Annotated in this window: 26 protein-coding genes; 8 read left to right on the forward strand and 18 right to left on the reverse strand. The window is 62.7% G+C overall.

What is annotated here, in order from left to right:
- Nucleotides 1–203: 203 nt before the first annotated feature.
- From ahcY to ACYG9V_RS05540, 6 genes are all read right to left on the reverse strand, one after another.
- Nucleotides 204–1,604: an adenosylhomocysteinase gene (gene ahcY / locus ACYG9V_RS05515; RefSeq protein ID WP_023681401.1), complete on the reverse strand. Its 1,401-nt coding sequence runs from the start codon at nt 1,602–1,604 to the stop codon at nt 204–206.
- A gap of 204 nt (nt 1,605–1,808) precedes the next feature.
- Nucleotides 1,809–2,099, reverse strand: coding sequence for an HPr family phosphocarrier protein (locus tag ACYG9V_RS05520; protein WP_023672303.1), 291 nt, complete (start codon nt 2,097–2,099; stop codon nt 1,809–1,811).
- Nucleotides 2,096–2,497, reverse strand: coding sequence for a PTS sugar transporter subunit IIA (locus tag ACYG9V_RS05525; protein WP_023672304.1), 402 nt, complete (start codon nt 2,495–2,497; stop codon nt 2,096–2,098). Before ACYG9V_RS05525 ends, ACYG9V_RS05520 begins: the two co-directional genes overlap by 4 nt.
- Before the next feature lie 164 nt (nt 2,498–2,661).
- A complete protein-coding gene (locus tag ACYG9V_RS05530) occupies nt 2,662–3,123 on the reverse strand; it encodes an HPr kinase/phosphorylase (RefSeq protein ID WP_023832654.1) in 462 nt (153 codons plus the stop codon).
- 12 nt (nt 3,124–3,135) lie between these two features.
- On the reverse strand, nt 3,136–4,917 hold the full coding sequence (locus ACYG9V_RS05535) for a sensor histidine kinase (RefSeq protein WP_023672307.1): 1,782 nt from the start codon (nt 4,915–4,917) through the stop codon (nt 3,136–3,138).
- An 85-nt stretch (nt 4,918–5,002) separates the two neighbouring features.
- Nucleotides 5,003–5,704, reverse strand: coding sequence for a response regulator transcription factor (locus ACYG9V_RS05540; RefSeq protein WP_010912942.1), 702 nt, complete (start codon nt 5,702–5,704; stop codon nt 5,003–5,005).
- Nucleotides 5,705–6,050: 346 nt separating this feature from the next.
- On the opposite strand from ACYG9V_RS05540, the gene ACYG9V_RS05545 reads away from it, so the two are divergent.
- From ACYG9V_RS05545 to ACYG9V_RS05555, 3 genes are all read left to right on the forward strand, one after another.
- Nucleotides 6,051–7,661, forward strand: a complete 1,611-nt coding sequence (locus ACYG9V_RS05545) for a phosphoenolpyruvate carboxykinase (RefSeq protein ID WP_023695997.1) — start codon at nt 6,051–6,053, stop codon at nt 7,659–7,661.
- An 86-nt stretch (nt 7,662–7,747) separates the two neighbouring features.
- The gene (gene arfB, locus ACYG9V_RS05550) at nt 7,748–8,182 is read left to right on the forward strand and encodes an alternative ribosome rescue aminoacyl-tRNA hydrolase ArfB (protein ID WP_023672309.1); all 435 of its coding nucleotides are present in this window, start codon (nt 7,748–7,750) and stop codon (nt 8,180–8,182) included.
- A gap of 153 nt (nt 8,183–8,335) precedes the next feature.
- The gene (locus tag ACYG9V_RS05555; protein ID WP_023672310.1) at nt 8,336–8,968 is read left to right on the forward strand and encodes an alpha-ketoglutarate-dependent dioxygenase AlkB family protein; all 633 of its coding nucleotides are present in this window, start codon (nt 8,336–8,338) and stop codon (nt 8,966–8,968) included.
- On the opposite strand, the gene ACYG9V_RS05560 is transcribed toward ACYG9V_RS05555, so the two are convergent.
- The 12 genes from ACYG9V_RS05560 to hisB all read right to left on the reverse strand — a co-directional run bounded on the left by ACYG9V_RS05560 (nt 8,931) and on the right by hisB (nt 17,898).
- The gene (locus ACYG9V_RS05560) at nt 8,931–10,505 is read right to left on the reverse strand and encodes a hypothetical protein (protein ID WP_352765604.1); all 1,575 of its coding nucleotides are present in this window, start codon (nt 10,503–10,505) and stop codon (nt 8,931–8,933) included. The two genes, ACYG9V_RS05555 and ACYG9V_RS05560, sit on opposite strands and share 38 nt — an antisense overlap.
- The gene (locus tag ACYG9V_RS05565; protein ID WP_031205055.1) at nt 10,502–10,897 is read right to left on the reverse strand and encodes a GtrA family protein; all 396 of its coding nucleotides are present in this window, start codon (nt 10,895–10,897) and stop codon (nt 10,502–10,504) included. Before ACYG9V_RS05565 ends, ACYG9V_RS05560 begins: the two co-directional genes overlap by 4 nt.
- 56 nt (nt 10,898–10,953) lie before the next feature.
- Nucleotides 10,954–11,991, reverse strand: coding sequence for a glycosyltransferase family 2 protein (locus tag ACYG9V_RS05570; protein WP_352765602.1), 1,038 nt, complete (start codon nt 11,989–11,991; stop codon nt 10,954–10,956).
- A 72-nt stretch (nt 11,992–12,063) separates the two neighbouring features.
- Entirely contained in the window at nt 12,064–13,023 is a 960-nt protein-coding gene (gene coaA / locus ACYG9V_RS05575) for a type I pantothenate kinase (protein ID WP_352765600.1), read from the reverse strand.
- Nucleotides 13,024–13,155: 132 nt separating this feature from the next.
- Entirely contained in the window at nt 13,156–13,479 is a 324-nt protein-coding gene (locus tag ACYG9V_RS05580; RefSeq protein ID WP_023681408.1) for a phosphoribosyl-ATP diphosphatase, read from the reverse strand.
- A gap of 8 nt (nt 13,480–13,487) precedes the next feature.
- A complete protein-coding gene (hisF, locus tag ACYG9V_RS05585) occupies nt 13,488–14,294 on the reverse strand; it encodes an imidazole glycerol phosphate synthase subunit HisF (protein WP_023828820.1) in 807 nt (268 codons plus the stop codon).
- Nucleotides 14,291–15,127 (reverse strand): arginase family protein, encoded by an 837-nt coding sequence (locus ACYG9V_RS05590; RefSeq protein ID WP_352765598.1) that lies wholly within the window; start codon nt 15,125–15,127, stop codon nt 14,291–14,293. The genes hisF and ACYG9V_RS05590 overlap by 4 nt, the downstream gene beginning before the upstream one ends.
- The gene (gene hisA / locus ACYG9V_RS05595; RefSeq protein WP_352519343.1) at nt 15,124–15,870 is read right to left on the reverse strand and encodes a 1-(5-phosphoribosyl)-5-[(5-phosphoribosylamino)methylideneamino]imidazole-4-carboxamide isomerase; all 747 of its coding nucleotides are present in this window, start codon (nt 15,868–15,870) and stop codon (nt 15,124–15,126) included. The genes ACYG9V_RS05590 and hisA overlap by 4 nt, the downstream gene beginning before the upstream one ends.
- Before the next feature lie 3 nt (nt 15,871–15,873).
- Entirely contained in the window at nt 15,874–16,164 is a 291-nt protein-coding gene (locus ACYG9V_RS05600) for a DUF1330 domain-containing protein (RefSeq protein WP_023672318.1), read from the reverse strand.
- 1 nt (nt 16,165) lies between these two features.
- Complete coding sequence (hisH, locus tag ACYG9V_RS05605; protein WP_023681413.1) at nt 16,166–16,816, reverse strand: imidazole glycerol phosphate synthase subunit HisH; 651 nt, start codon at nt 16,814–16,816, stop codon at nt 16,166–16,168.
- Nucleotide 16,817: 1 nt separating this feature from the next.
- Nucleotides 16,818–17,294, reverse strand: a complete 477-nt coding sequence (locus ACYG9V_RS05610; protein WP_023681414.1) for a DUF2628 domain-containing protein — start codon at nt 17,292–17,294, stop codon at nt 16,818–16,820.
- Between the two features lie 4 nt (nt 17,295–17,298).
- The gene (gene hisB, locus ACYG9V_RS05615) at nt 17,299–17,898 is read right to left on the reverse strand and encodes an imidazoleglycerol-phosphate dehydratase HisB (protein ID WP_023672321.1); all 600 of its coding nucleotides are present in this window, start codon (nt 17,896–17,898) and stop codon (nt 17,299–17,301) included.
- Nucleotides 17,899–18,135: 237 nt separating this feature from the next.
- Here hisB and hslV point away from each other — a divergent pair, with 237 nt between their 5' ends.
- The 5 genes from hslV (at nt 18,136) to ACYG9V_RS05640 (ending at nt 22,414) form a co-directional block, all read left to right on the forward strand.
- Nucleotides 18,136–18,687, forward strand: a complete 552-nt coding sequence (gene hslV / locus ACYG9V_RS05620; RefSeq protein WP_023672322.1) for an ATP-dependent protease subunit HslV — start codon at nt 18,136–18,138, stop codon at nt 18,685–18,687.
- Nucleotides 18,677–19,216 (forward strand): GNAT family N-acetyltransferase, encoded by a 540-nt coding sequence (locus ACYG9V_RS05625; protein WP_352653145.1) that lies wholly within the window; start codon nt 18,677–18,679, stop codon nt 19,214–19,216. Before hslV ends, ACYG9V_RS05625 begins: the two co-directional genes overlap by 11 nt.
- Entirely contained in the window at nt 19,216–19,815 is a 600-nt protein-coding gene (locus ACYG9V_RS05630) for a DUF2585 domain-containing protein (RefSeq protein WP_023744925.1), read from the forward strand. The genes ACYG9V_RS05625 and ACYG9V_RS05630 overlap by 1 nt, the downstream gene beginning before the upstream one ends.
- A gap of 4 nt (nt 19,816–19,819) precedes the next feature.
- On the forward strand, nt 19,820–21,133 hold the full coding sequence (gene hslU, locus ACYG9V_RS05635) for an ATP-dependent protease ATPase subunit HslU (protein WP_023672325.1): 1,314 nt from the start codon (nt 19,820–19,822) through the stop codon (nt 21,131–21,133).
- 324 nt (nt 21,134–21,457) lie between these two features.
- Nucleotides 21,458–22,414 carry a DUF1402 family protein gene (locus tag ACYG9V_RS05640; protein ID WP_023819886.1) on the forward strand — a complete coding sequence of 319 codons (957 nt, stop codon included), beginning with the start codon at nt 21,458–21,460 and terminating at the stop codon, nt 22,412–22,414.
- The last annotated feature ends 105 nt before the right edge of the window (nt 22,415–22,519 follow it).

The raw sequence follows: 22,519 nt of genomic DNA on the forward strand, positions 1-22,519 counted from the left end.
CCGAAAACCGCTTCCCACTTTTCGCTGACGCGGTCCTTCGGTTCGAATCATGCTCTCGATGCGTACGCCGGCCTCGTCCCCGGCCCACGAATCAGCACAATAGCGCGTGCTGGAATCGGCGTGAAGAATCATCCGCGCAAAAAAGAAGCCGGGCGAAAAGTCAATCGCCCGGCTTCAATATCTAGTGGTAAACGCCGCTTTGGCTAATAGCGGTAGTGTTCCGGCTTGAACGGACCCTGCGGGGTCACGCCGATATAGGCGGCCTGTTCGCCGGAAAGTTCGGTCAAGCGGGCTCCAAGCTTGTCGAGATGCAGACGCGCCACCTTCTCGTCGAGGTGCTTGGGCAGCACATAGACCTGGTTCTGGTACTGGCCGGGCTTGGTGTAGAGCTCGATCTGCGCCAGCACCTGATTGGTGAACGAAGCCGACATCACGAAGCTCGGATGACCGGTCGCGTTGCCGAGGTTGAGCAGGCGCCCCTCGGACAGCAGGATCATCCGCTTGCCGTCCGGGAAGGTTATCATGTCGACCTGCGGCTTGACGTTGGTCCATTGCAGGTTGCGCAGCGACGCGACCTGGATCTCATTGTCGAAGTGGCCGATATTGCCGACGATCACCATGTCCTTCATCGAGCGCATGTGGTCGAGGGTGACGACATCCTTGTTGCCGGTGGTGGTGATGACGATGTCGGCGGTCGGTGCGGCATCTTCCAGCGTGACGACTTCAAAGCCGTCCATCGCCGCTTGCAGCGCGCAGATCGGATCGACTTCGGTGACCTTGACGCGGGCGCCGGCGCCCTTGAGCGAAGCCGACGAGCCCTTGCCGACGTCGCCATAGCCGCAGACGACCGCAACCTTGCCGGCCATCATGGTGTCGGTGCCGCGGCGGATGCCGTCGACCAGCGATTCCTTGCAGCCATATTTGTTGTCGAACTTCGACTTGGTGACCGAGTCGTTGACGTTGATCGCCGGGAAGGGCAGCAGGCCCTTCTTCTGCAGCTGGTAGAGCCGGTTGACGCCCGTCGTCGTCTCTTCGGTGACGCCGCGGATGGCTTCCTTCTGCTTGGTGAAGAACCCGGGCGAAGCCTTCAGCCGCTTCTTGACCTGGGCGTAGAAGTATTCCTCTTCCTCGCTCTGCGGGTTGGACAGCACGTCCTCGCCGGCTTCGGCGCGGGCGCCGATCAGTATGTACATCGTGGCGTCGCCGCCATCATCGAGGATCATGTTGGAGAGGCCGCCATCGGCCCACTGGAAGATTCTGTCGGTGTAGTCCCAATACTCCTCAAGCGACTCGCCCTTGACGGCGAACACCGGGATGCCGGCCTCGGCGATGGCTGCGGCCGCATGGTCCTGGGTCGAGAAGATGTTGCACGATGCCCAACGGATATCGGCGCCAAGCGCCTTCAGCGTCTCGATCAGCACCGCGGTCTGGATGGTCATGTGCAGCGATCCGGTGATGCGCGCACCTTTCAACGGCTTCTTGTCGCCGAATTCCTCGCGGCAGGCCATCAGGCCCGGCATTTCGGTTTCGGCGATATCGAGTTCCTTGCGGCCCCAGCCGGCAAGCGAGATGTCGGCGACCACATAGTCCTTGCTACCTGTCATGGCAGTGCTCCGGTGTGATTTGTCTTCAGAATGCGCCTGCGCCACACGGCGCGTCGAAGGGCGGAATGCCGGCCTGACTAGCAGATCGCCGCCAAGACGACAATGGGATATAAAGAAATCTTTATGCGCGTATGTGTTTACGGGGATGCATGCCGCCCAAAAGTATCCGGCGGTTTTGGGACAACGGCGTCCAAAGCAAAAACTTCAGCACTCTTCGCCGAAGCGCGAGGCGACCAGCTGCTCCAGCGCGTCCATCGCCGCTGCGGCTTCAGCGCCGCTGGCGGTGACGCGGATCGAATAACCGGGGCTCGCCGCCAGCATCATCAGCCCCATGATCGAGGTGCCGCCGACCTTGAGACCATCCTTCTCGACATGGACGGTGGCGTCGAAGCCGCTGGCGACCTGGACGAACTTCGCCGAGGCGCGCGCATGCAGGCCGCGCTGGTTGACGATCGGGAACTCGCGCACGATCTCACCGGGCGACAGCGCGTTCATTTGCTGCTCAGCAGCTGACTTGCGACGTTGATGTATTTGCGCCCCGCGGCCTGCGCCTCGTCGAGCGCGGTCGCCATGTTGTCGCCCTTGCGGATCGACGACAGCTTGATCAGCATCGGCAGGTTCATGCCGGCGATGACCTCGGTGCGACCGGATTCCATCACCGAAATGGCGAGGTTGGAAGGCGTGCCGCCGAACATATCGGTCAGAACGATGACGCCGGTCCCGGTGTCGACGCGGCCGACGGCGTCGACGATATCGCGCCTACGCTGCTCCATATCGTCGTCGGCGCCGATTGCCACGGTTTCGAAATTGTCTTGTGGCCCCACGACATGTTCCACGGCATGGCGGAACTCGGCGGCCAGTTGACCGTGCGTTACAAGCACGAGTCCGATCATTCTATGGTGGCTCCCGTCATCGCCGCTTCACAGGCGCTTTTTATGCTCGCCGGCCATCCCAGGCGGCGGGAGCGCTATCTTGTCGACGCGCGGCGCGTTGACAAGCCCAAAATTGCGTCGGCCATGGCCAATTTGACGCATTGCAGCAAAAAACCGGCGGCGGATCATACGAAAGGCGCAATCGCCAGCCGCGCCATTACCGCCGGCAAAGCCGCAGTGACGTTGCGCTGAACGAGGTCGATGCGCGGCACCACACAGTCGGCAATGGTCGCGCTCGACTCTTCCTGGAAACGCGCGATCGCGTCTGCGGAAACCATCCGGATTGCCAGGTCGATGACCCCCACAGGTTGGAACAAAAGCGGCTTCGGACCAAGCCCGGGCACCTCTGTGAGGCCGGCAATGCTGGCGGGCGCATGGCAGACCAGCCGCCCGAAACGCGCCGCGACAAACAGCTGGTCGTCGCCGATCAGCCGCGCAAACAGCCCGAGCCGGCTGAAATGGTCGATGAGCGCCAGCGCCAGCGTTGTCTTGCCCGAGCCGGACGGCCCGGTGATCAGGACGCCCCGCTCGCCAATCAGGACTGCGGTGGCATGGATGTTCTCGGGTTCCGCGGTGGGATCGGGCATGCGCAGCCGCGATCAGCCTTCGGCCGGCAGCGTAACGACGAAGCGCGCGCCCTTGATGTCGCCGGGCTTGGTGCCGGGGATGTTCTCGGCGGTCAGCGTGCCGCCATGGGCTTCGACGATCTGCCTGGATATCGACAGGCCAAGCCCCGAATTCTGGCCGAACGCCTCGCCGGCCGGGCGGTCGGTGTAGAAGCGCTCGAAGATGCGGTCGATGGCGTCGGCGCGGATTCCGGGGCCGTTGTCGTCGACGGTGACGATGTTGACCTTGCCGGAGCGTGCCAGGGAAATGGCGATATGGCCGTGGTCCTCCGGCACGAAGGAGCGGGCATTCTCGATCAGATTGGTGATGACCTGGCCGATCCTCAGATCATGGCCGGTGACGAAATAGCCTTTGACGCCTTGCGGCAGCTTGGCGGCCTTGAATTCGATCTCGACAGCCTTTTTGTTGCGCGTCGCTTCGCGCGACACGGCGACGAGATCGGTGATGAATTTCTTCAAATCGACCGTGGCGGCATCCTCACGCGCCAGTTCGGCGTCTAGGCGCGAGGCATCGGAAATGTCGGTGATCAGCCGGTCGAGACGCCGGACATCGTGCTGGATGATCTCCATCAGCCTGCCCCGTGAATTGTCGTTCTTGGCAAGCGGCAAGGTCTCCACCGCGCTGCGCAGCGAGGTCAGCGGGTTCTTCAGCTCGTGCGAGACATCGGCGGCGAAGCTTTCGATCGCCTCGATGCGGGCATAGAGCGCATTGGTCATGTCGCGCACCGCGACCGACAAATTGCCGATCTCGTCCTGGCGGTCGGAAAAGTCGGGGATCTCCTCGCGGCTCTTGACGCCGCGCCGCACCCGCACTGCCGCCGCCGATAGCCGGCGCAGCGGATTGGCGATGGTGGATGCGAGCAGCATCGACAGGATGGCGGTGACCAGGGCGGCGATGCCGAACACGCGCAAAATAGCCTTGCGCTCGGCGGCGACGATCTTGTCGATGTCGCCGCCTTCCGTCGACAGCATCAGCACGCCGAGAACGGCGCGGAAGCGCTGGATCGGCACCGCCACCGAAACGATCTGCTCGCCCTGTTCGCTCACCCGCACGATCGTCGACGGACTGCCGGTCAGCGCCTTGACCACTTCCGGGAAGGCCGCACCGTTGCCGCCGGGCTGCTCATGGTAGACGGGCAGGTCCTTGTTGCGGAAGAAGTCGAAGACGAATTTCTGCACGCGCTCCAGCATATCCGGCTGCTCGTCCTCGACCGGAGGCAGGTCGTAGCGCAGGATCTGGCCGCGCGAGTAGAGATGGCGCGAATCGAGCAGCAGATTGGCGTCGCGGTCATAGATGCGGGCCCGGGTGCGCGTCGGCGAAATCAGCCGCCGCAGCACCGGCGCGACGCGCTCGGGGTTGATCGGGAAATCCAGATTGTCGAGCTGGTCTGAGCCCGGCCCCAGGCTTTCACCGGCCTGCAGTTCGAGCAGTTTTTCCGGATCGATGCTGATCGAATCGGTCTCGACCGTTGCCGACGCGGCAATGGCGCCGGCGATGATCTCGCCCTGCGTCATCAGGCTTTCGACGCGGGCGTCGATCAGCCCGTCGCGGAAGGTGTTGAGATAGAGGATGCCGGTGACCAGCACGGCGAGGCCGGCCAGGTTGAGGAACAGGATGCGCCGGGTCAGGCTGGAAAAGATGTGGTGGCCGAGGAAGCGGCGCATCGGCACCGTCAACCTCGACAGGAATGCGGGCAGAATCCGCGACCGCCTGACAGCGCTCGTTCGTCTGCTCCGCTGTACATCCACTGCCATCGAATAGCAGCTCCCGCCTAGTCTTTGGTTTTATGCATGTCGTCGTCCCAAAAACCGCGACCACTTTTGGGCGACATGCATCAACTCAAGCTTCGCGGAACCGGTATCCGACTCCGTAAAGGGTTTCGATCATTTCGAAGTCGTCATCGACGGCCTTGAACTTCTTGCGCAGCCGCTTGATGTGGCTATCGATGGTGCGGTCGTCGACATAGACCTGCTCATCATAGGCGGAATCCATCAGCGCATCACGGCTTTTTACCACGCCTGGGCGCTGCGCCAACGAGTGCAGGATGAGAAATTCGGTGACCGTCAGCGTCACCGGCTCGCCCTTCCAGGTGCAGGTATGGCGTTCCTGGTCCATGACGAGCTGGCCGCGTTCCAGCGAACGGGCCTGCTGGCTGGGCGCCTTTGCCGCAGCTTCGCGGGCGCTGGCGCGGCGCAGCACGGCGCGCACCCGCTCGACCAGCAGGCGCTGCGAGAACGGTTTGCGGATGAAATCGTCGGCGCCCATCTTGAGGCCGAAAAGCTCATCGATCTCATCGTCCTTCGAGGTCAGGAAGATCACCGGCAGGTCGGACTTCTGCCGCATCCGGCGCAACAGCTCCATGCCGTCCATGCGCGGCATCTTGATGTCGAGGATGGCGAGATTCGGCGGCCGCGCCGCCAGGCCTTCCAGCGCCGACGCACCATCCGTGTAGGTCTCGACGCGATACCCCTCGGACTCGAGGGCGATCGACACCGATGTCAGAATGTTGCGGTCGTCATCGACAAGCGCGATTGTTGCCATTTCAAGCGGCTCCCTCATGAGCTGTCCCTTCTGTCTTAGAGAAGGGGCTTTTGCAGGACAAATTAGGTACAAAATGTGGCACAGGCTCCACCCGCTGTCGCGGACGGCTTGCCGGCGGCCCCATCGGAACCTCTACACGGGTTGGACGAACACTGTGTGCCAATCCTTTGGGCAACCACCGTGATTTTTTGCACATATAAACGATTTAAACAACTTTCAAAATTTTTAAATCGATTAATGATTTGATATCATTCGAGTTTTCTGGTTCTCACCGTCTCAGCCCCTAACGCGGGCTCGCCGGAAACGCGCCGGCAAAGTGCGGCGAATCCAGAAGAAGGGACCCTTGATGTCGGAAGTCGGCAAACGCAATTCTGCTTGCGCGATCGATCGTATCGGCCTGAAAACCACCGGCACGGTGCATTATAATTTTGGTGCGGCCGCCCTTTATGAGGCAGCGATCCGTCGTGGCGAGGCCCGGTTGACCGCCGGCGGCGCGCTGCTTGCCGAGACCGGCCAGCACACTGGCCGCTCGCCCAAGGACAAGTTTGTCGTCCGCGATGGCGCCACCGAGCCCCATGTCTGGTGGGACAACAACAAGGCGATTTCGGCGGGCCAGTTCGAAATGCTGCTCGCCGATTTCCTTGTCCACGCCGCGAATAGCGATCTCTATGTGCAGGACCTCGTCGGCGGCGCCGATGCCGAGCTGAAGCTGCCGACGCGGGTCATCACCGAATTCGCCTGGCACTCGCTGTTCATCCGCAATCTTTTGATCCGCCCGCAGGCCGCCGAGCTTGAGGATTTCGTGCCGGAGATGACGATCATCGACCTGCCGTCCTTCCGCGCCGATCCGGCCCGCCACGGCAGCCGCACCGAAACGGTGATTGCGGTCGATCTCACCCGCAAGATCGTGCTCATCGGCGGCACTTCCTATGCCGGCGAGATGAAGAAATCGGTGTTCACCATGCTCAACTATCTGCTGCCGGAAAAGGGCGTCATGCCGATGCACTGCTCGGCCAATGAGGGCCCGGGCGGCGACGCAGCGATCTTCTTCGGGCTTTCCGGGACGGGCAAGACGACGCTGTCGGCCGATCCGTCACGTACGCTCATCGGCGACGACGAGCACGGCTGGGGACCGCACGGCATCTTCAACTTCGAAGGCGGCTGCTACGCCAAGACGATCCGGCTGTCGGCCGAGGCCGAGCCGGAGATTTTCGCCACCACGCAGCGTTTCGGCACGGTGCTGGAAAATGTCGTGCTCAACGCCGACCGCGTGCCGGACTTCAACGACGGCCGGCTCACCGAAAACACGCGCTGCGCCTATCCGCTGGATTTCATCCCCAATGCCTCGAAGAGCGGACGGGCCAGCCACCCGAAAAACATCATCATGCTGACCGCCGATGCCTTCGGCATCATGCCGCCGATCGCCCGGCTGACCCCGGCGCAGGCGATGTACCACTTCCTCTCCGGCTACACCGCCAAGGTGGCCGGCACCGAGAAGGGCGTTACCGAGCCGGAAGCGACCTTCTCGACCTGCTTCGGCGCCCCGTTCATGCCGCGCCACCCCAAGGAATACGGCAATCTGCTGCGCGAGCTGATCGCCCGCCACGGCGCCGATTGCTGGCTGGTCAACACCGGCTGGACCGGCGGCGCCTACGGCACCGGCAAGCGCATGCCGATCAAGGCGACGCGCGCCTTGCTGGCCGCAGCGCTTGACGGTTCGTTGAAGGCGTCCGGTTTCCGCACCGACGCCAATTTCGGCTTCGAGGTGCCGGTTGCTGTGCCTGGCGTCGACAGCGCCATTCTCGACCCGCGTTCGACCTGGGCCGACAAGGCAGCCTATGACCGGCAGGCAGCGCGATTGGTCGGCATGTTCGCCGTCAACTTCGAGAAATTCGAGAGCCATGTCGATGCCGTCGTGCTCGGCGCAGCACCCCGCCTGCAGGAAGCTGCGGAATAGTCGAGGCGTCTTCACCGAAGCATCCTTGAAAGGCGCGATCTCGATCGGGCCTTTTCTTTTTTGGTCCGCCGCGCCATGACTGCGGCATGCCTATCGACGACATCATCATATCAGACGAAGCCGTAATCCATCCGGGCGACCTGCACGAGGATTTCATCCGCTCGTCGGGTCCCGGCGGCCAGAACGTCAACAAGGTGGCGACCGCCGTCCAATTGCGCTTCGACGCCGCCAATGCAGCTGGCCTGTCCGAACGCGTGCGCGCGCGCACGATCAAGCTCGCCGGCCAGCGCGCCACCAAGGACGGCGTCATCGTCATCGAGGCCGGCCGCTTCCGCACCCAGGAGCAGAACCGGGCCGATGCCCGGGCAAGGCTGACGGCGCTGGTCGCCAAGGCCGCGGAACCGCCGCCGCCGCCGCGCAAGAAGACCAGGCCGTCGAAAGGCTCGGTGGAGCGGCGGCTGCAAAGCAAGGCAGGGCGCGGCACGATCAAAAAGCTGCGCGGCCGGGTAGAGAACGACTAAAGACCGCGCCGACTGCGTGCATAAAGCGGCCTCCCCTGCCGCAGCCGCAAGGTTTCACCATTGCCACAGAAAGGGAGGCCGACATCGGTGGCTTTCGGGTCGCCGTTTCTGATTGGCGGTGGCATGGTTTCAGTATCAACCGGAGGCGAAGTCATGCTCGTTCTGCCCAAAGGCGTCCGCCACATGCCTGGTTATCTGTCCCGCGCGGCGCAGGAAGCGCTGGTCGAAGAGGTGAGGACAATTGTACAGCGGGCGCCGCTGTACGTGCCGGCGATGCCGCGGACCGGCAAGGAGATGAGCGTGCGCATGACCAATTGCGGCACGCTCGGCTGGGTCACCGACAAGGAGCTGGGCTATCGCTACCAGCCAACGCACCCACTCACCGGAGAGCCATGGCCGCCGATCCCGGACGCGCTGCTGCAATTGTGGCGGGAGGTCGCCGCCTATCCGAATCCGCCGGAGGCCTGCCTGGTCAATTTCTATACGCAGGACGCCAAAATGGGTCTGCACCAGGATCGCGACGAAGCCGATTTCTCGGCCCCAGTGGTCTCGGTGTCACTTGGCGACGATTGCCTGTTCCGGGTCGGCCAAGTGACGGGCAGGGGGGCCACACGCGACGGCGGTACCAAATCGTTCCGCCTGAAAAGCGGCGACGTCGTCGTGCTCGGCGGCGAAGGCCGGCTCTGCTTCCACGGCGTCGACCGCATCTATCCGTCGACCTCGGCGCTGCTGAAAAATGGCGGCCGGATCAATCTGACGCTGCGGCGGGTGACGGAGCCCGGCTAAAGTCGTCGCGAACAAGGACCCTCAACGTATCGTCCTCCGCGATCTGGCGATAGTGTTGCATGAAGCGGACGAAATCCTGCCGGCCGGAAAGCTCGGTCAGCCACAAGATGTCCTCCTTCTGCACAATGACCAGCGATGGCTGGTTGGTTTCGAGTTGGGCAAGCTTGTCATCGATGTAGCGATCGGTGATCCGCTTGTAGTGTTCGGCCCCCGCCTCGTTGCCGCTTTGCGCCTCGACCTTCGCGAAATAGGTAGCAAATCCCCCGAGCCAATCGCTGCAGTACGTCGAGATCCAGCTCCCGCCGACCATTCGCGTCAGCGGATGGCCCGCCGCAATGTCCGAACCTATGAGCGCGACCTTCGGATGGTCTACCGCGGCATTTATCGTCGCGACGAAATCGGCGCTGGGCTTCTGGCTGGGCCAGAAGGGGACAGCATTGGCCAAAATGGTGGCGGCAAGCAAAAGCATCCGCGCCAGCCCCATGCCCGATAGCGATTGCCTCGCTGGGTCAATCTGGATGGCTCTGAGCAGCAACGCCGCCGCTATCAGGCTGATCGCCGGGAATGCATGATAAGGCCAGCCCTTGGCCTGGTAGACGAGAGGCACGGTGGCGGCCAATGACGCCAGGACGAACACCACGATCATCGGCGACAGGGAGAGGCCTGGCCGAAGCGAGCGCAACATGTAGAGAGCGACGAGATAGGCTGGTGCATACTTGACCAACAGCGCTTGCACCACCCGCAGCCGCATATAGGTGTCGGTCAGCACCGGATAGATGGTGTTGAGGAACTCTGGATAAAAGTACAGCACGGCGACGAGATAGGCGACGCAGACCAAGCCGATTACCCAGTATTCGATGCGGAAGAGCGACCAGATCGACCGGCGCTGAAAGGCCACGTACAGCGCCGGAACCAGCACCATCAGCGCATAATAGGGTTTCACCAGCACCAGGACGCTGCCACAAAGGCCGGCCAATGCCGCTATCGACAAGCTCGGCGTGCGCCCTTCCGTCGGCGCGGCGCGCCAAGCCATCAACACCAGTAACGGCAGAAACAGGGCGATGCCCAGATGTTCCCGCTCGCTGAAAGCGTTGCCCGGAAGAATGATCAGCAGTGCCAGAAACAGCGGCAGCATCGAGAACAGCACATGGTTCTCGGCAAAGCCGGCCAATCTAGCGATCCGCGCGGCAATGCCGAGACCCAGCAGGCAGATCGTATAGGCATAGAGATGAATGACGACTTCCGGCGAAATGCCGAGAGCGTGCGCCAAGGCCACGGCCGGCATGAACATCCACGGCGTGAACGGCGGATTGACCTCGTAGAGATCCACATAGAGCCGTGAGCCGGCAAGCACCTTCTCGGACATGGTGATTGCCCAACTGGTGTCGGGTATGACGCCCCAGCGCATCTGCCAGGGCACGGCCGCCACCAGCACGAGCAGGCAGATGACCCTGGTCGGTGGCAGCGTTCGCGAGCTGCCCTGGGCCGAAGTCAGGGCGGATCTCTCGATGAGCGAAGTGCGGATCTCCGTACTCATCGGGCCGCCACGAAGACGAATTTGCGCAGGATAATGAAGTTCAGGACCGGAACCAGGATGGAAGCGATTGCCACTGGCACCAATGGCGGCAGTCCAGCTACGTCGGTAAGGATCATAGCCAGCCCGACCGAGAGCAGAAACCCGATCGCCGTGGCGCAGGCGAAGCGGACGATCTCGAAGCCAATCGAGCCGTCCGACATGAACGTCACGAAGCGATGCCCGCAATAGGAGAACACCGCGCCGGCGCCATAGCCAGCGACCGAGGCGATTGTCGCAGGCCTGCCAAAGCCATGCAGAGCCGAAAGGGCCAAGGTCAGCACGGCGTAGATCAGGGTCGATACGCCGCCGATTGTAGCAAACCGCAGGATTCGCGCCGGCTCCGAACGGCCCATGGCCCATGACCAGAACCGGTAGCCGGGCAAAGGATCGTTGACCGCCTGGCGCACAGTTAACCGAACCGGCGTTCGTGCGTCGCGGGCGGCGTCTTTTTCGACGCCTGGGAATTGCTGATGGCGGCGATCGCTTCCTCGAAGCCGGTCAGCCGGTCGACGACGTAAAGCGGCCGCCGTTTCACCTCGGCATGAATGCCGCCAACATAAAGGCCGATGACGCCGGTCATCAGCAGATTGATGCCCGACAAGAAGGAAATGACCACCACCGTCGATGTCCAGCCATGGACGACGCCGCTGACAAAAAGCCAGGAAAACACCGCGTAGAGCCCAAGCAGGGCGGCGAGACCGGAAATGGCCAGACCCGCCCACAGCGCCAGCCGCAGCGGCTTGTCGGAAAAGCTGATGATACCGTGCACGGCCAGCCGCACCATCTTCCAGAACGGATATTTGGTTTCGCCTGCTGCCCGCGTCGGCCTCTCGAACGGCACGGCGGTCTGCTTGAAACCCATCCAGCCGAACATGCCGCGCACGAAGCGGTCACGCTCGGGCATGCGTTTGAAAGTCTCGAGCGCCTTGCGGCCGACGAGGCGGAAATCGCCGACATCGCGCGGAATGCTGACGGAGGTCATCTGCTCGAGCGCGCGATAGAACAGATTGGCGCTGACCCGCTTGAACCAGGTTTCGCCCTCGCGCCGGATGCGCCGCGCATAGACGATCTCGTAGCCTTCTTTCCACTTGGCGACGAGATCGAGCACCACCTCCGGCGGGTCCTGCAGGTCGGCATCCATGACGATGACGGCGTCCCCGGCGGCAGCATCCATGCCGGCCGTGATGGCGATCTGGTGGCCGAAATTGCGCGACAGCTCAATCAGCCGGAAGCGGTCGTCCTCGGCAACCATGCCGCGCAGGAAGATGAGGCTGGTGTCGCGGCTGCCATCGTCGATGAAAATCGCTTCGGCACGGCCGTCCAGCGCGTCCAGCAGCATGCGGATCCGCCGCACCAGCAGCGGTAGCACCGCTTCCTCGTTAAAGATCGGAATGACCAGAGAATAGACCGGGGCTTGGCGGCCCCCGGCATCGCTCGAATTGATCACCGCTTGCTCCCGACCCGCTGGAATTGCAGCAAAAACTAGCCGGGATTGCCTAAGGCGCCGTTAACCCAGTCGTCACAGTTTCCTGAGCGCCACTTCCTCGACCAGATGATTGGCGCCCTTGCGCAGGATGAGGTCGGCCCGCGCTCGTGTCGGCACGATGTTCTCGCGCAGGTTTTTCAGGTTGATGTTGGCCCACAAGCCTTCCGCAATGGCACGCGCGGCGTCTTCCGAAAGCTGCGAATAGCGGTGGAAGAAGGAGTCCGGATTGCGGAAGGCCGTCTCGCGCAGGCGCATGAAGCGGGCGATGTACCATTGGTGGATCAGCTTTTCGTCGGCGTCGATATAAATGGCGAAATCGAAGAAATCCGACAGGAACGGCACTATCTTGCCGTCCTTCGGCAATTTGCCGGGTTGCAGAACGTTGATGCCTTCGAAGATCAGAATGTCTGGCCGGTCGATGGTGACGAACTCGCCGGGAATGACGTCATAGGTCAAATGCGAATAGACGGGCGCGCGGACATTGCGCTGGGCCGACTTGATGCCCGAGAGGAAACGCAGCAGCGCACCGACATCGTAGCTGTCGGGAAAGCCCTTGCGCTCCATCAGATTGTCGCGTCGCAACACCTTGTTGGGCAGCAGGAACCCGTCGGTAGTGATGAGATCGACCTTGGGGCTCGACGGCCAGCGCGCCAGAAGCTCCTTCAGCACGCGCGCCGTGGTCGATTTGCCGACCGCAACCGAACCGGCAAGGCCGATGATGAACGGTGTCTTGACCACATCCAGCGCGTTGAAGAAGGCCTGGCGCTGGCGAAACAGCAACTGGCTGGCCTCGACATGCGCCGAAAGCAGCCGCGAGAGCGACAGATAGATGCGCTTGACTTCTTCCAGGTCGACCGGATCGTTCAGTGAGCGCAGACGGTTGATCTCGTCTTCGCCCAGCGTCATCGGCGTGTCGGCGCGGAAGTTCGACCATTGCTCGGCCGAGAAGAAACGATAGGGGGAATATTTCTCGGTCGGAGCGAGCTGGTCCATCGAGTTTCCTGCCCTCTAGAGCATGAGGCCGAAAAGTGTGAAGCGGTTTTCGGGCGACATCATGCTCCCTCTATCAATTTAGAGACGGATTCAGATTTAAGGCCTCGGCCCGAAATCATCCGGCTCTAGCGGTCAGCCTTTCGGCCGGGATGCCTTTTCAGTGACGCCCGAACGGCCGGTGCGGCCCTCAAGCTCCTTCAGCACCTCGCCCAGCGAAACGCCGGCCATGCCAAGCACGACGAGCCAATGATATATGAGATCGGCACTTTCGGAAACGAGGGCTTTCTCGTCGCCCTTGACGGCGGCAATGACGGTCTCGACTGCCTCTTCACCAAGCTTCTGCGCCGCCTTGTCGATGCCTTTGGCGAACAGTTTTGCCGTCCACGAGTCCGGGTCGCCGGAACGGGCGCGTTCGCCAATGATCGTTTCCAGATCGGACAGCGAAAATTCAGCCATGGCGCAGCCTACAGCCTTTGTGGAGTGGATTGAACCGGGTAGTCCAGCCGCATCGGTAACCCGGCCTCGGCCATATGCGCCTTGGCTTCCGCAATCGTGTAAGTGCCGAAATGGAAGATCGAGGCGGCGAGCACGGCGCCGGCATGGCCGTCGCGAATGCCCTCGACCAGATGATCGAGCGTGCCGACGCCGCCCGACGCGATCACCGGCGCGCGCACCGCATCCGCTATCGCGCGGGTCAGCGCAATGTCGTAACCGGCCTTGGTGCCGTCGCGGTCCATTGAGGTCAGCAGGATCTCGCCAGCGCCGCGATCGACCATTTTTCGCGCAAACTCGACCGCATCGATGCCGGTCTTTTCACGGCCGCCATGGGTGAAGATCTCCCAACGGCCGGGCTCTTTCGGCGCCGACACCTTCTTGGCGTCGATGGCCACGACAATACACTGGTTGCCGAACTTGTCGGCGGCTTCCGCGACGAAATCGGGGTTCTTCACCGCCGCAGTGTTGATCGACACCTTGTCGGCGCCGGCCAGCAACAGTTTGCGAATATCGGCCACCTGGCGCACGCCGCCGCCGACGGTCAGCGGCATGAAGCATTGTTCGGCGGTGCGGGCGACGACGTCGAAGATGGTTTCACGGTTGTCGGACGACGCGGTGATATCGAGAAAGCAAAGCTCGTCAGCGCCGGCCGCGTCATAGGCTTTGGCCGCCTCGACCGGATCACCGGCATCGATGAGGTCGACGAAATTGACGCCCTTGACGACGCGGCCGTTCTTGACGTCGAGGCAAGGGATGACTCGGGCCTTCAGCATCAGCCCTTCTCCATCGTCGCCAGCAACTCGCTTAGCAGTTCGCCGACCAGCGGCGGAACCTCGGCCTGCGCATCGAACGCCGGATCATAGGCGGAAATGGTAATGCCGGAAATCGGCAGCAGGCCGGCCATGCCGCAGACAGCCTGGCGCAGCTGTTTCGGCTCCGGGCCGCCGGGCGTGGTGTAGCGGTTGGCCTGCAGCGCCCCGGGGTCGTGCACGTCGAGATCGAGATGCAGGTGCACCCGCTTCGCGTCCGGCGCCTTCAGCCTGTCGCAGGCCGTGGCCCAGTCCGGGCATTCGGTGCGGATGACCGGCAAAGTCTTCAACAGCTCTGTTTCGGCCGGATCGAGATCGCGCGCGTTGACCAGCACGCAGCGCGCCGGATCGATAGGCCTGAAGCCGGGGATGGCCGAGGCCATCGGCTTCCAGCACAGGCCGAGAACCGTGGCCAGCGCCATGCCGTCGAGAAAGCCGAAGATGGACGTCTCCGGCGTGTTGAGATCGCCATGCTGGTCGGCCCAGATGATCGCATCGGCATCCTCGCCGGCAACCGCACCGGCCGATGTCAGGCAATTGCCGGCCAGCACGATGGGAAACCGGCCGCGGTCTATGGCGATGCGGACCTCGCCGGAGACGGCACCGCACACGGCAAAGCCGGTGGCGATCTCGCGCTGTTGTTCGTCGCCAACCCTGCCGATATCGGTGACGACGACGTCATGCCCGGTGAGCGTCAGCGCGTCGACAAGCCCGCCGGCGATGAGTGCATCCGGGCCTCGGCCCATGCCGCCGTGATAGTGGCCGCTGTCATAGGAGGCCAGGATGATGGAGATTTTCACGGCCGGGTCTCCATCGCCTTGCCCTGCAGCACCGCCAGCGCCTCGGCCGGGTCGATGCGCCCGTCATAGAGCGCGCGGCCGGAGATGGCGCCTTCGAGTTTCTTTGCGTCGGGCATGGTCATGCGCACGATGTCGGCGATCGAGGCCAGCCCGCCCGAGGCGATGACCGGGATCGACACCGCATTGGCAAGGTCGATGGTGGCGTCCCAGTTGATGCCGGTCAGAACGCCGTCGCGGTCGATATCGGTGTAGATGATGGCGGCAACGCCGGCGCCTTCGAATTTCCGCGCCAGTTCGATGACGCCGAGGCTGGAGGCCTCGGCCCAGCCTTCGACCGCCACCTTGCCGCCCTTGGCGTCGATGCCCACGGCGATCTTTCCAGGAAATTCCTTGCAGGCTTCCCGGACCAGGTCGGGATCGCGCACCGCCACCGTGCCGAGGATGACGCGGGCCAGCCCGCGGTCGAGCCAGTCCTCGATCTGCGCCAGCGTGCGGATGCCGCCGCCGAGCTGCACCGGGTTTTTCGTCGCCTTGAGGATGGCGCCGACCGCCGCGCTGTTGACGCTCTGGCCCTTGAAGGCGCCGTTGAGGTCGACGACATGCAGCCATTCAAACCCTTGCTCTTCGAAGGCCTTGGCCTGGGCCGCAGGGTCGTCATTGTAGATGGTCGCGGTCGCCATATCGCCGTGCTTCAGCCGCACGCACTTGCCGTCCTTGAGGTCGATGGCCGGAAACAGGATCACCGTTCAGACCCCTTCCACAATGGCGAAATGCGAGGTCGAATAAGCGCGCCGGAATTTCAGCGCTGCCTGGTATTCGGGGGAATGGAAGCAAGCCAGCGCGACCTCGTAGCTTTCGAACTCGACGATCACATGGCGATTGCCGGATGGCCCTTCCGGGCTTGACGACTGACCGCCTCGCGTCAGGAATTTCGCGCCGTATTTGTCGAACGCCGCTTTGTTGGCGGCGATGTATTTCGGATAGTTTTCCGGATCGGTCACATCGACCATCGCCATCCAGTAGCCCTTCTTGCTCATCTCAAGGCCTCCAGCGCAGGAAGTTGGTGATCAGTGCCAGGCCGAGCGCCTGGCTCTTTTCCGGATGGAATTGCGTGCCGGCAAGGTTACCGCGCGCGACCGCCGCCGTTACCGGGCCGCCATAATCGGCGACGGCCAGCACTTCGTCCGGCCTTGTCGCGTCGAGATGGTAGGAATGAACGAAATAGGCGTGCAGACCCTTAGGCCCGGTCGCAATACCCGAAAACAGCGGGTGCTTGCGCTCCAGATCGATGGTGTTCCAGCCGATTTGCGGGATCTTCAGTGCCGGATCGGCGGGCGTGATCTCCTTGACGTCGCCGGCAATCCAGCCGAAGCCCTTGGTCACGGTCTTTTCCAGGCCGCGCTCCGACATCAGCTGCATGCCGACGCAGATGCCGAGGAACGGCCGCGCCTTGGCGATCGCTACCTCTTCCACCGCTTCCCACATGCCGGCGACGCCGCGCAGGCCCGCCGCGCAATCGGCATAGGCGCCGACGCCGGGCAAAACGATGCGGTCGGCGCTGCGCACACGCTCGGCATCGGCGGTCAGCTCGATGGCAGCGGCAATGCCGGCTTCATGCGCGGCGCGCTCGAAGGCCTTGGTGGCCGAGCGCAGATTGCCCGACCCGTAATCGATGATGGCGACCCGCATCTCAGGCTTTTCCCGGCGTATGGCTCAGGCCCAGCGTCAGCCCGATCTGAGCCGGCCGGGCAAGGCTGGCGTCCGGCACGATGCGCGGCAGCGGCGCCGGCTCATCGGCAAGCGCCTCGGCATCCAGCGTCAGGCGAATGTCGGCATCGTCAGGATTGTCGGCTTCGATGACGCCCCATTCATGCCAGCCGCGGCGGCGAAGGGCTGCGAGCCGCAACCCTTGGCCTTCCAGCCCGATATAGAGCGAGACCAGTAAAGACAGTGCGGAGCCGGCCCAGTCCAGTCCCAGCCATTGGCCGAGCACCGAGATAAGCCCCATGGCGACGAAGGCGAGCGCGGCCTCGATCCAAAGCCGGTGCCAGGCGAGCCACAGCGGCGCCACCAGGAAAGCCAGCCAGGAAAAACCGTCGCGGACAAAAATGGGTGCGTCGGCCGCCTCGGTGCGGCCTGGCGGTTCCATCACGACATAGATGGCCATCAGCCTACCCTTTCAGAGATCCCTTGGTGGAGGGAACCGCTTCCGGCTGGCGCGGGTCGCGCTCCAGTGCGAAACGCAGCGCGCGCGCCACCGCCTTGAAGCAGGTCTCGGCAATATGGTGATTGTTGGCGCCGTAATGGTTGGTGACATGCAGCGTGATGCCGGCATTCTGCGCCAGCGCCTGGAAGAATTCACGCACCAGTTCGGTGTCGAACGTGCCGATCTTGGGCGACGAGAAGGCGACATTCCAGACCAGGAACGGACGGCCCGACACGTCGATCGCGGCCCGCGTCAGCGTCTCGTCCATGGCAAGGTCGACAGAGGCGTAGCGCATAATGCCGCGCCGCTCGCCCAGCGCCTTGGCCAGCGCCTGGCCGATCGCAATGCCGGTGTCCTCGACCGTGTGGTGGTCGTCAATGTGCAGGTCGCCCTTGGCCTTCACCGTGATGTCGATCAGCGAGTGGCGCGACAGCTGGTCCAGCATATGGTCGAAGAAGCCGACGCCGCTCGACATGTCGGATTTTCCGGTGCCGTCGACATGGACCGAGACACTGATCTCGGTTTCCTTGGTCTTGCGGCTGACTTCGGCGGAACGGGACGCCATGACCTTGTCCTTGGCTGAGGGGTTCGAAACTCAAGACGGGGTTCCAAGCTGTCATTTGCTTGAAAACGAAAGCCTTCTAGCAGCATGATCCGGCGATTGCCAGTTGCGATGCGGACAGCCACCGGCCATGGCGGACGCCGTTTGCATTCACCCGCCCCATGCATACATATGGCCGATCGAAATCACTCGTACCGCGCGCCAATCGCCTTATCGGGATCGCGCGAATCGGAGCTAAAAATGTCGAATGAACTGAGCATGCACGCCACGACCATCGTGACGGTGCGCAAGGGCAACAAGGTGGTGATCGCCGGCGACGGCCAGGTCAGCCTTGGCCAGACCATCATGAAAGGCAACGCCAAAAAGGTGCGCCGCATCGGCAAGGGCGGCAATGTCATTGCCGGTTTCGCCGGCGCCACGGCGGATGCTTTCACCCTTCTGGAGCGGCTCGAAGCCAAGCTCGAACAATATCCCGACCAGTTGACGCGCGCCTGCGTCGAGCTCGCCAAGGACTGGCGCACCGACCGTTATCTGCGCCGGCTGGAAGCGATGATGCTGGTGGCCGACAAGTCGGTTTCGCTGGCGCTCACCGGCACCGGCGACGTGCTGGAGCCCGAATTCGGCGTCATGGCCATCGGTTCCGGCGGCAACTATGCGCTGGCCGCTGCCCGCGCGCTGATGGACAGCGACAAGGATGCCGAGGAGATCGCCCGCAAGGCGATGCAGATCGCCTCCGACATTTGCGTCTACACCAACAACAACTTTGTTGTCGAAACGCTCGATGCCGGCTAACCCTCCGGTGCTCTATGATTTTCGACCGGTTACCGAAAAAGACCTGCCGATGATCGCCGGCTGGCTGGCCGAGCCGCATGTCGCCGAATGGTGGGACGATCCGGAGACGGAAATCGCCGAAATCCGGGAGCATATTGACTCAATTTCTGTAGAGCCGCTGATCGTCGAGCTCGACGGCAGGCCGATCGCCTATCTGCAGAGCTACGATCCGCATCTGGAAGATGGCCATCCCTATGCCGACCAGCCGTTCGGCACGCTCGGCATCGACCTGTCGATCGGCGTGCCGGACCTGGTTGGCAAAGGTCATGGCTCGGCTATCGTCAGGCAATTCGTCGAGCAACTGTTCGAGGAAGGTGCGCCGCGCGTCATCATCGATCCGCATCCCGACAATGGCCGCGCCATCCGCGCCTATGAAAAAGCGGGCTTCAGGGCTATCGATCGCAGACACTCTAGATATGGGGAAGTCGTGCTGATGGCCGTCGATGCCGAAGAGAGCGACCAGCGACGCGGAAGAAGGGGAATGAGTTGATGGCGACACCGGGCACTGCCAAAAATTACTCGGCCTACGAAGACAGCTGGCGGATGGGGCTTCTGCTCGTGCTCGCTCTGCTCATCTTCCAGGCCGGCGCGCTTTACGGCATGGGCCGCACGCCGATCTGCACCTGCGGTTACGTCAAACTCTGGCACGGTGTGGTGAACAGTTCGGAGAATTCCCAGCATATTTCCGACTGGTACACGTTCTCGCACATCATCCACGGCTTCCTGTTCTACGCCTTGGCCTGGTTCCTGTTCCCGCGCTCGCCAATCGGTCTGCGCCTGGCATTCGCCGTCGTCATCGAGGGCGGCTGGGAACTCCTGGAAAACAGCCCGTTCATCATCGAGCGCTACCGCGCCGGCACCATCTCGCTGGATTACTATGGCGATAGCATCATCAATTCGGTGTCCGACACGCTGGCCATGATGCTGGGATTTGTGATGGCGCGAAAGCTACCTATATGGAGCATCGTCGGCCTCGCCCTCATCTTCGAACTGGGTGTCGGCTACCTAATCCGGGACAATCTGACGCTCAACGTGATCATGCTGCTGCATCCGTTCGAGTCCATCAAGCAGTGGCAAAGTGGAATTTAGTGATATGACCACCTTCTCTCCCCGTGAAATCGTTTCGGAACTCGACCGCTTCATCATCGGCCAGAAGGACGCCAAGCGCGCCGTGGCCATCGCCTTGCGCAATCGCTGGCGCCGCCAGCAGCTGGAAGGCCAGATGCGCGAAGAGGTGATGCCGAAGAACATCCTGATGATCGGCCCGACCGGCGTCGGCAAGACCGAGATCTCGCGCCGCCTGGCGCGGCTCGCCGGCGCGCCTTTCGTCAAGGTCGAGGCCACCAAGTTCACCGAGGTCGGCTATGTCGGCCGCGATGTCGAGCAGATCATCCGCGACCTGGTCGAGATCGCCATCGGCCTGGTGCGCGAGAAGATGCGCGAGGACGTGAAGGCGCGCGCGCACCTCAACGCCGAGGAGCGCGTGCTGGAAGCCCTGGTCGGCAAGACGGCGAGCCCGGCAACCCGCGATTCCTTCCGCAAGAAGCTGCGCGACGGCGAGCTCGACGACAAGGAGATCGAGATCGAGGTTGCCGACACCGGCACCGGCGGCATGCCCGGCTTCGAGATCCCCGGCATGCCGGGCGCCAATATCGGCGTGCTCAACATCAACGACATGCTGTCGAAGGCGATGGGTGGCAAGAAGACCAAGGCGCGCAAGACGACGGTCAAGGAATCCTACGCGCTGCTGGTCAACGACGAGTCCGACAAGCTGCTCGACCAGGACGAAGTCGTGCGCCGGGCGCTGGATGCGACCGAAAATGACGGCATCGTCTTCCTCGACGAGATCGACAAGATCGCCTCGCGCGAAGGTGGCATGGGCGCCGGCGTCTCGCGCGAAGGCGTGCAGCGCGACCTGCTGCCGCTGATCGAAGGCACGACGGTTGCGACCAAATACGGACCGTTGAAGACCGACCACATACTGTTCATCGCCTCGGGCGCATTCCATGTCTCCAAGCCCTCCGACCTGTTGCCGGAATTGCAGGGCCGCCTGCCGATCCGTGTCGAGTTGCGGGCGCTGGAGAAGGACGATTTCATTCGCATCCTCACCGAGACCGAGGCAAGCCTGATCAAGCAGTATATCGCACTGATGAAGACCGAAGGCGTCGATCTCACCTTCACCGACGACGCCATCGATTCGCTGGCCGGCATTGCCGTCGACCTCAACGCCAGCGTCGAAAACATCGGAGCGAGACGCCTGCAGACGGTGATGGAGCGTGTGTTGGACGAGATCTCCTACGACGCGCCGGACCGCAACGGCACCAGCGTCGCCATCGATGCCGCCTATGTGGAAAAGCATGTCGGCGACCTCTCGCGAAACACAGATTTGTCGCGATTTATCCTTTAAACGAGGGCGCCGGTTCATCCGGCGCCGGTATTAGGGCGCCGCGCGTCTTTTGGACACGCAAAGGTCGCTCTAGCAGTATTGAATCGATGCATCGGACTTTCCAAAAATCGGTTTCGATCTTTGGGCCGATGCTTAGGCAACAATCCGGCTAACAGCTTGATGTGTGGCCGGATGGTATCATCGGGCCACCTTTCGTCTTGCCGGGTGCAAGGGCGCTCTCGACTCAACCGGGAGCACTCCCTAGTTTGCGCGGCAATTCTCTAGACGCAATTCCGGACGGAAAACCGTTTCACACTTTTCCTGGAATTGCTTGGGCGGCGGCGCATGAAAAAACTGATCCTTGTCATTCTCGGCTTGACGCTGGCGGCGACGCTGTTCGCGGCCGACGCGGCGACACTGGTGCCGGCGGGCAACCGCAATGCCGTGCAACCTGACATACCGGGCGCCTCCAGCCGCCGCACCCAGGCCACCAACACCACCTTCCAGGCCAAATACCGCAAGGTCTACGCCTTGCTTCAGAACGACGCCGAACTGCGCGCCAAGATCAGGAAGGCCGCCGCTGCCTACGGCATCAATCCTTTGCACATCGTCGGCGCCATCGTCGGCGAGCACACCTACAATGTCGACGCCTACGACCGGCTGCAGACCTACTACGTCAAGGCGATTTCCTACCTCTCCAGCAAGCTGTCCTTCGCCTATGACGGAGAGGACATCACCGATTTCGTGCAGCGGCCGGAATTCAAGAAGTGCACGATGTCGGACAGCTACGACCTGTGGGAATGCCGCGAGCAGGCGTGGAACCGCTCCTTCCGCGGCAAGACCGTCGGCGGCACAAGCTTTCCCAACGACCGCTTCGGCGCAACCTTCTTCCAGCCCTACTATGCCGGCCAGACCTTTGGCCTCGGCCAGCTCAACCCGCTGACCGCGCTGCAGATGAGCGATCTCGTGCACAAGGTGTCGGGGCTGCCCGAGCTCGATGTCGGCGATCCCAATGGGGTCTACAAGACCATCATGGATCCGGACCTGACATTGCCCTACGTCGCAGCGACGATCAGGAAGTCGATCGACGCCTACAAAAACATTGCCGGCTTCGACATCTCAGGCAATCCGGGGCTGACCGCCACGCTCTACAATGTCGGCAATCCCGAGCAGCGCGCCTATGCGCTGAAGGCCGAGAACGACAAGCGCCGCGCGGCGGGTGAGGCGGTCAAACTGCCCGAGGAGAATTATTACGGCTGGCTGGTCAACGACAAGCTGGACGAGCTGAAGGCGCTGTTTTAGCGGGCTTAGCTCAGCCGTCTACCTCCCCCTTTGTGGGGAGGTCGGACCGCAGGTCCGGGTGGGGGCCGGTGCCGCACCCCCGCCCCGCTGCTTCGCAGCGACCCT

This window comes from Mesorhizobium sp. W016 (genome assembly GCF_054719485.1).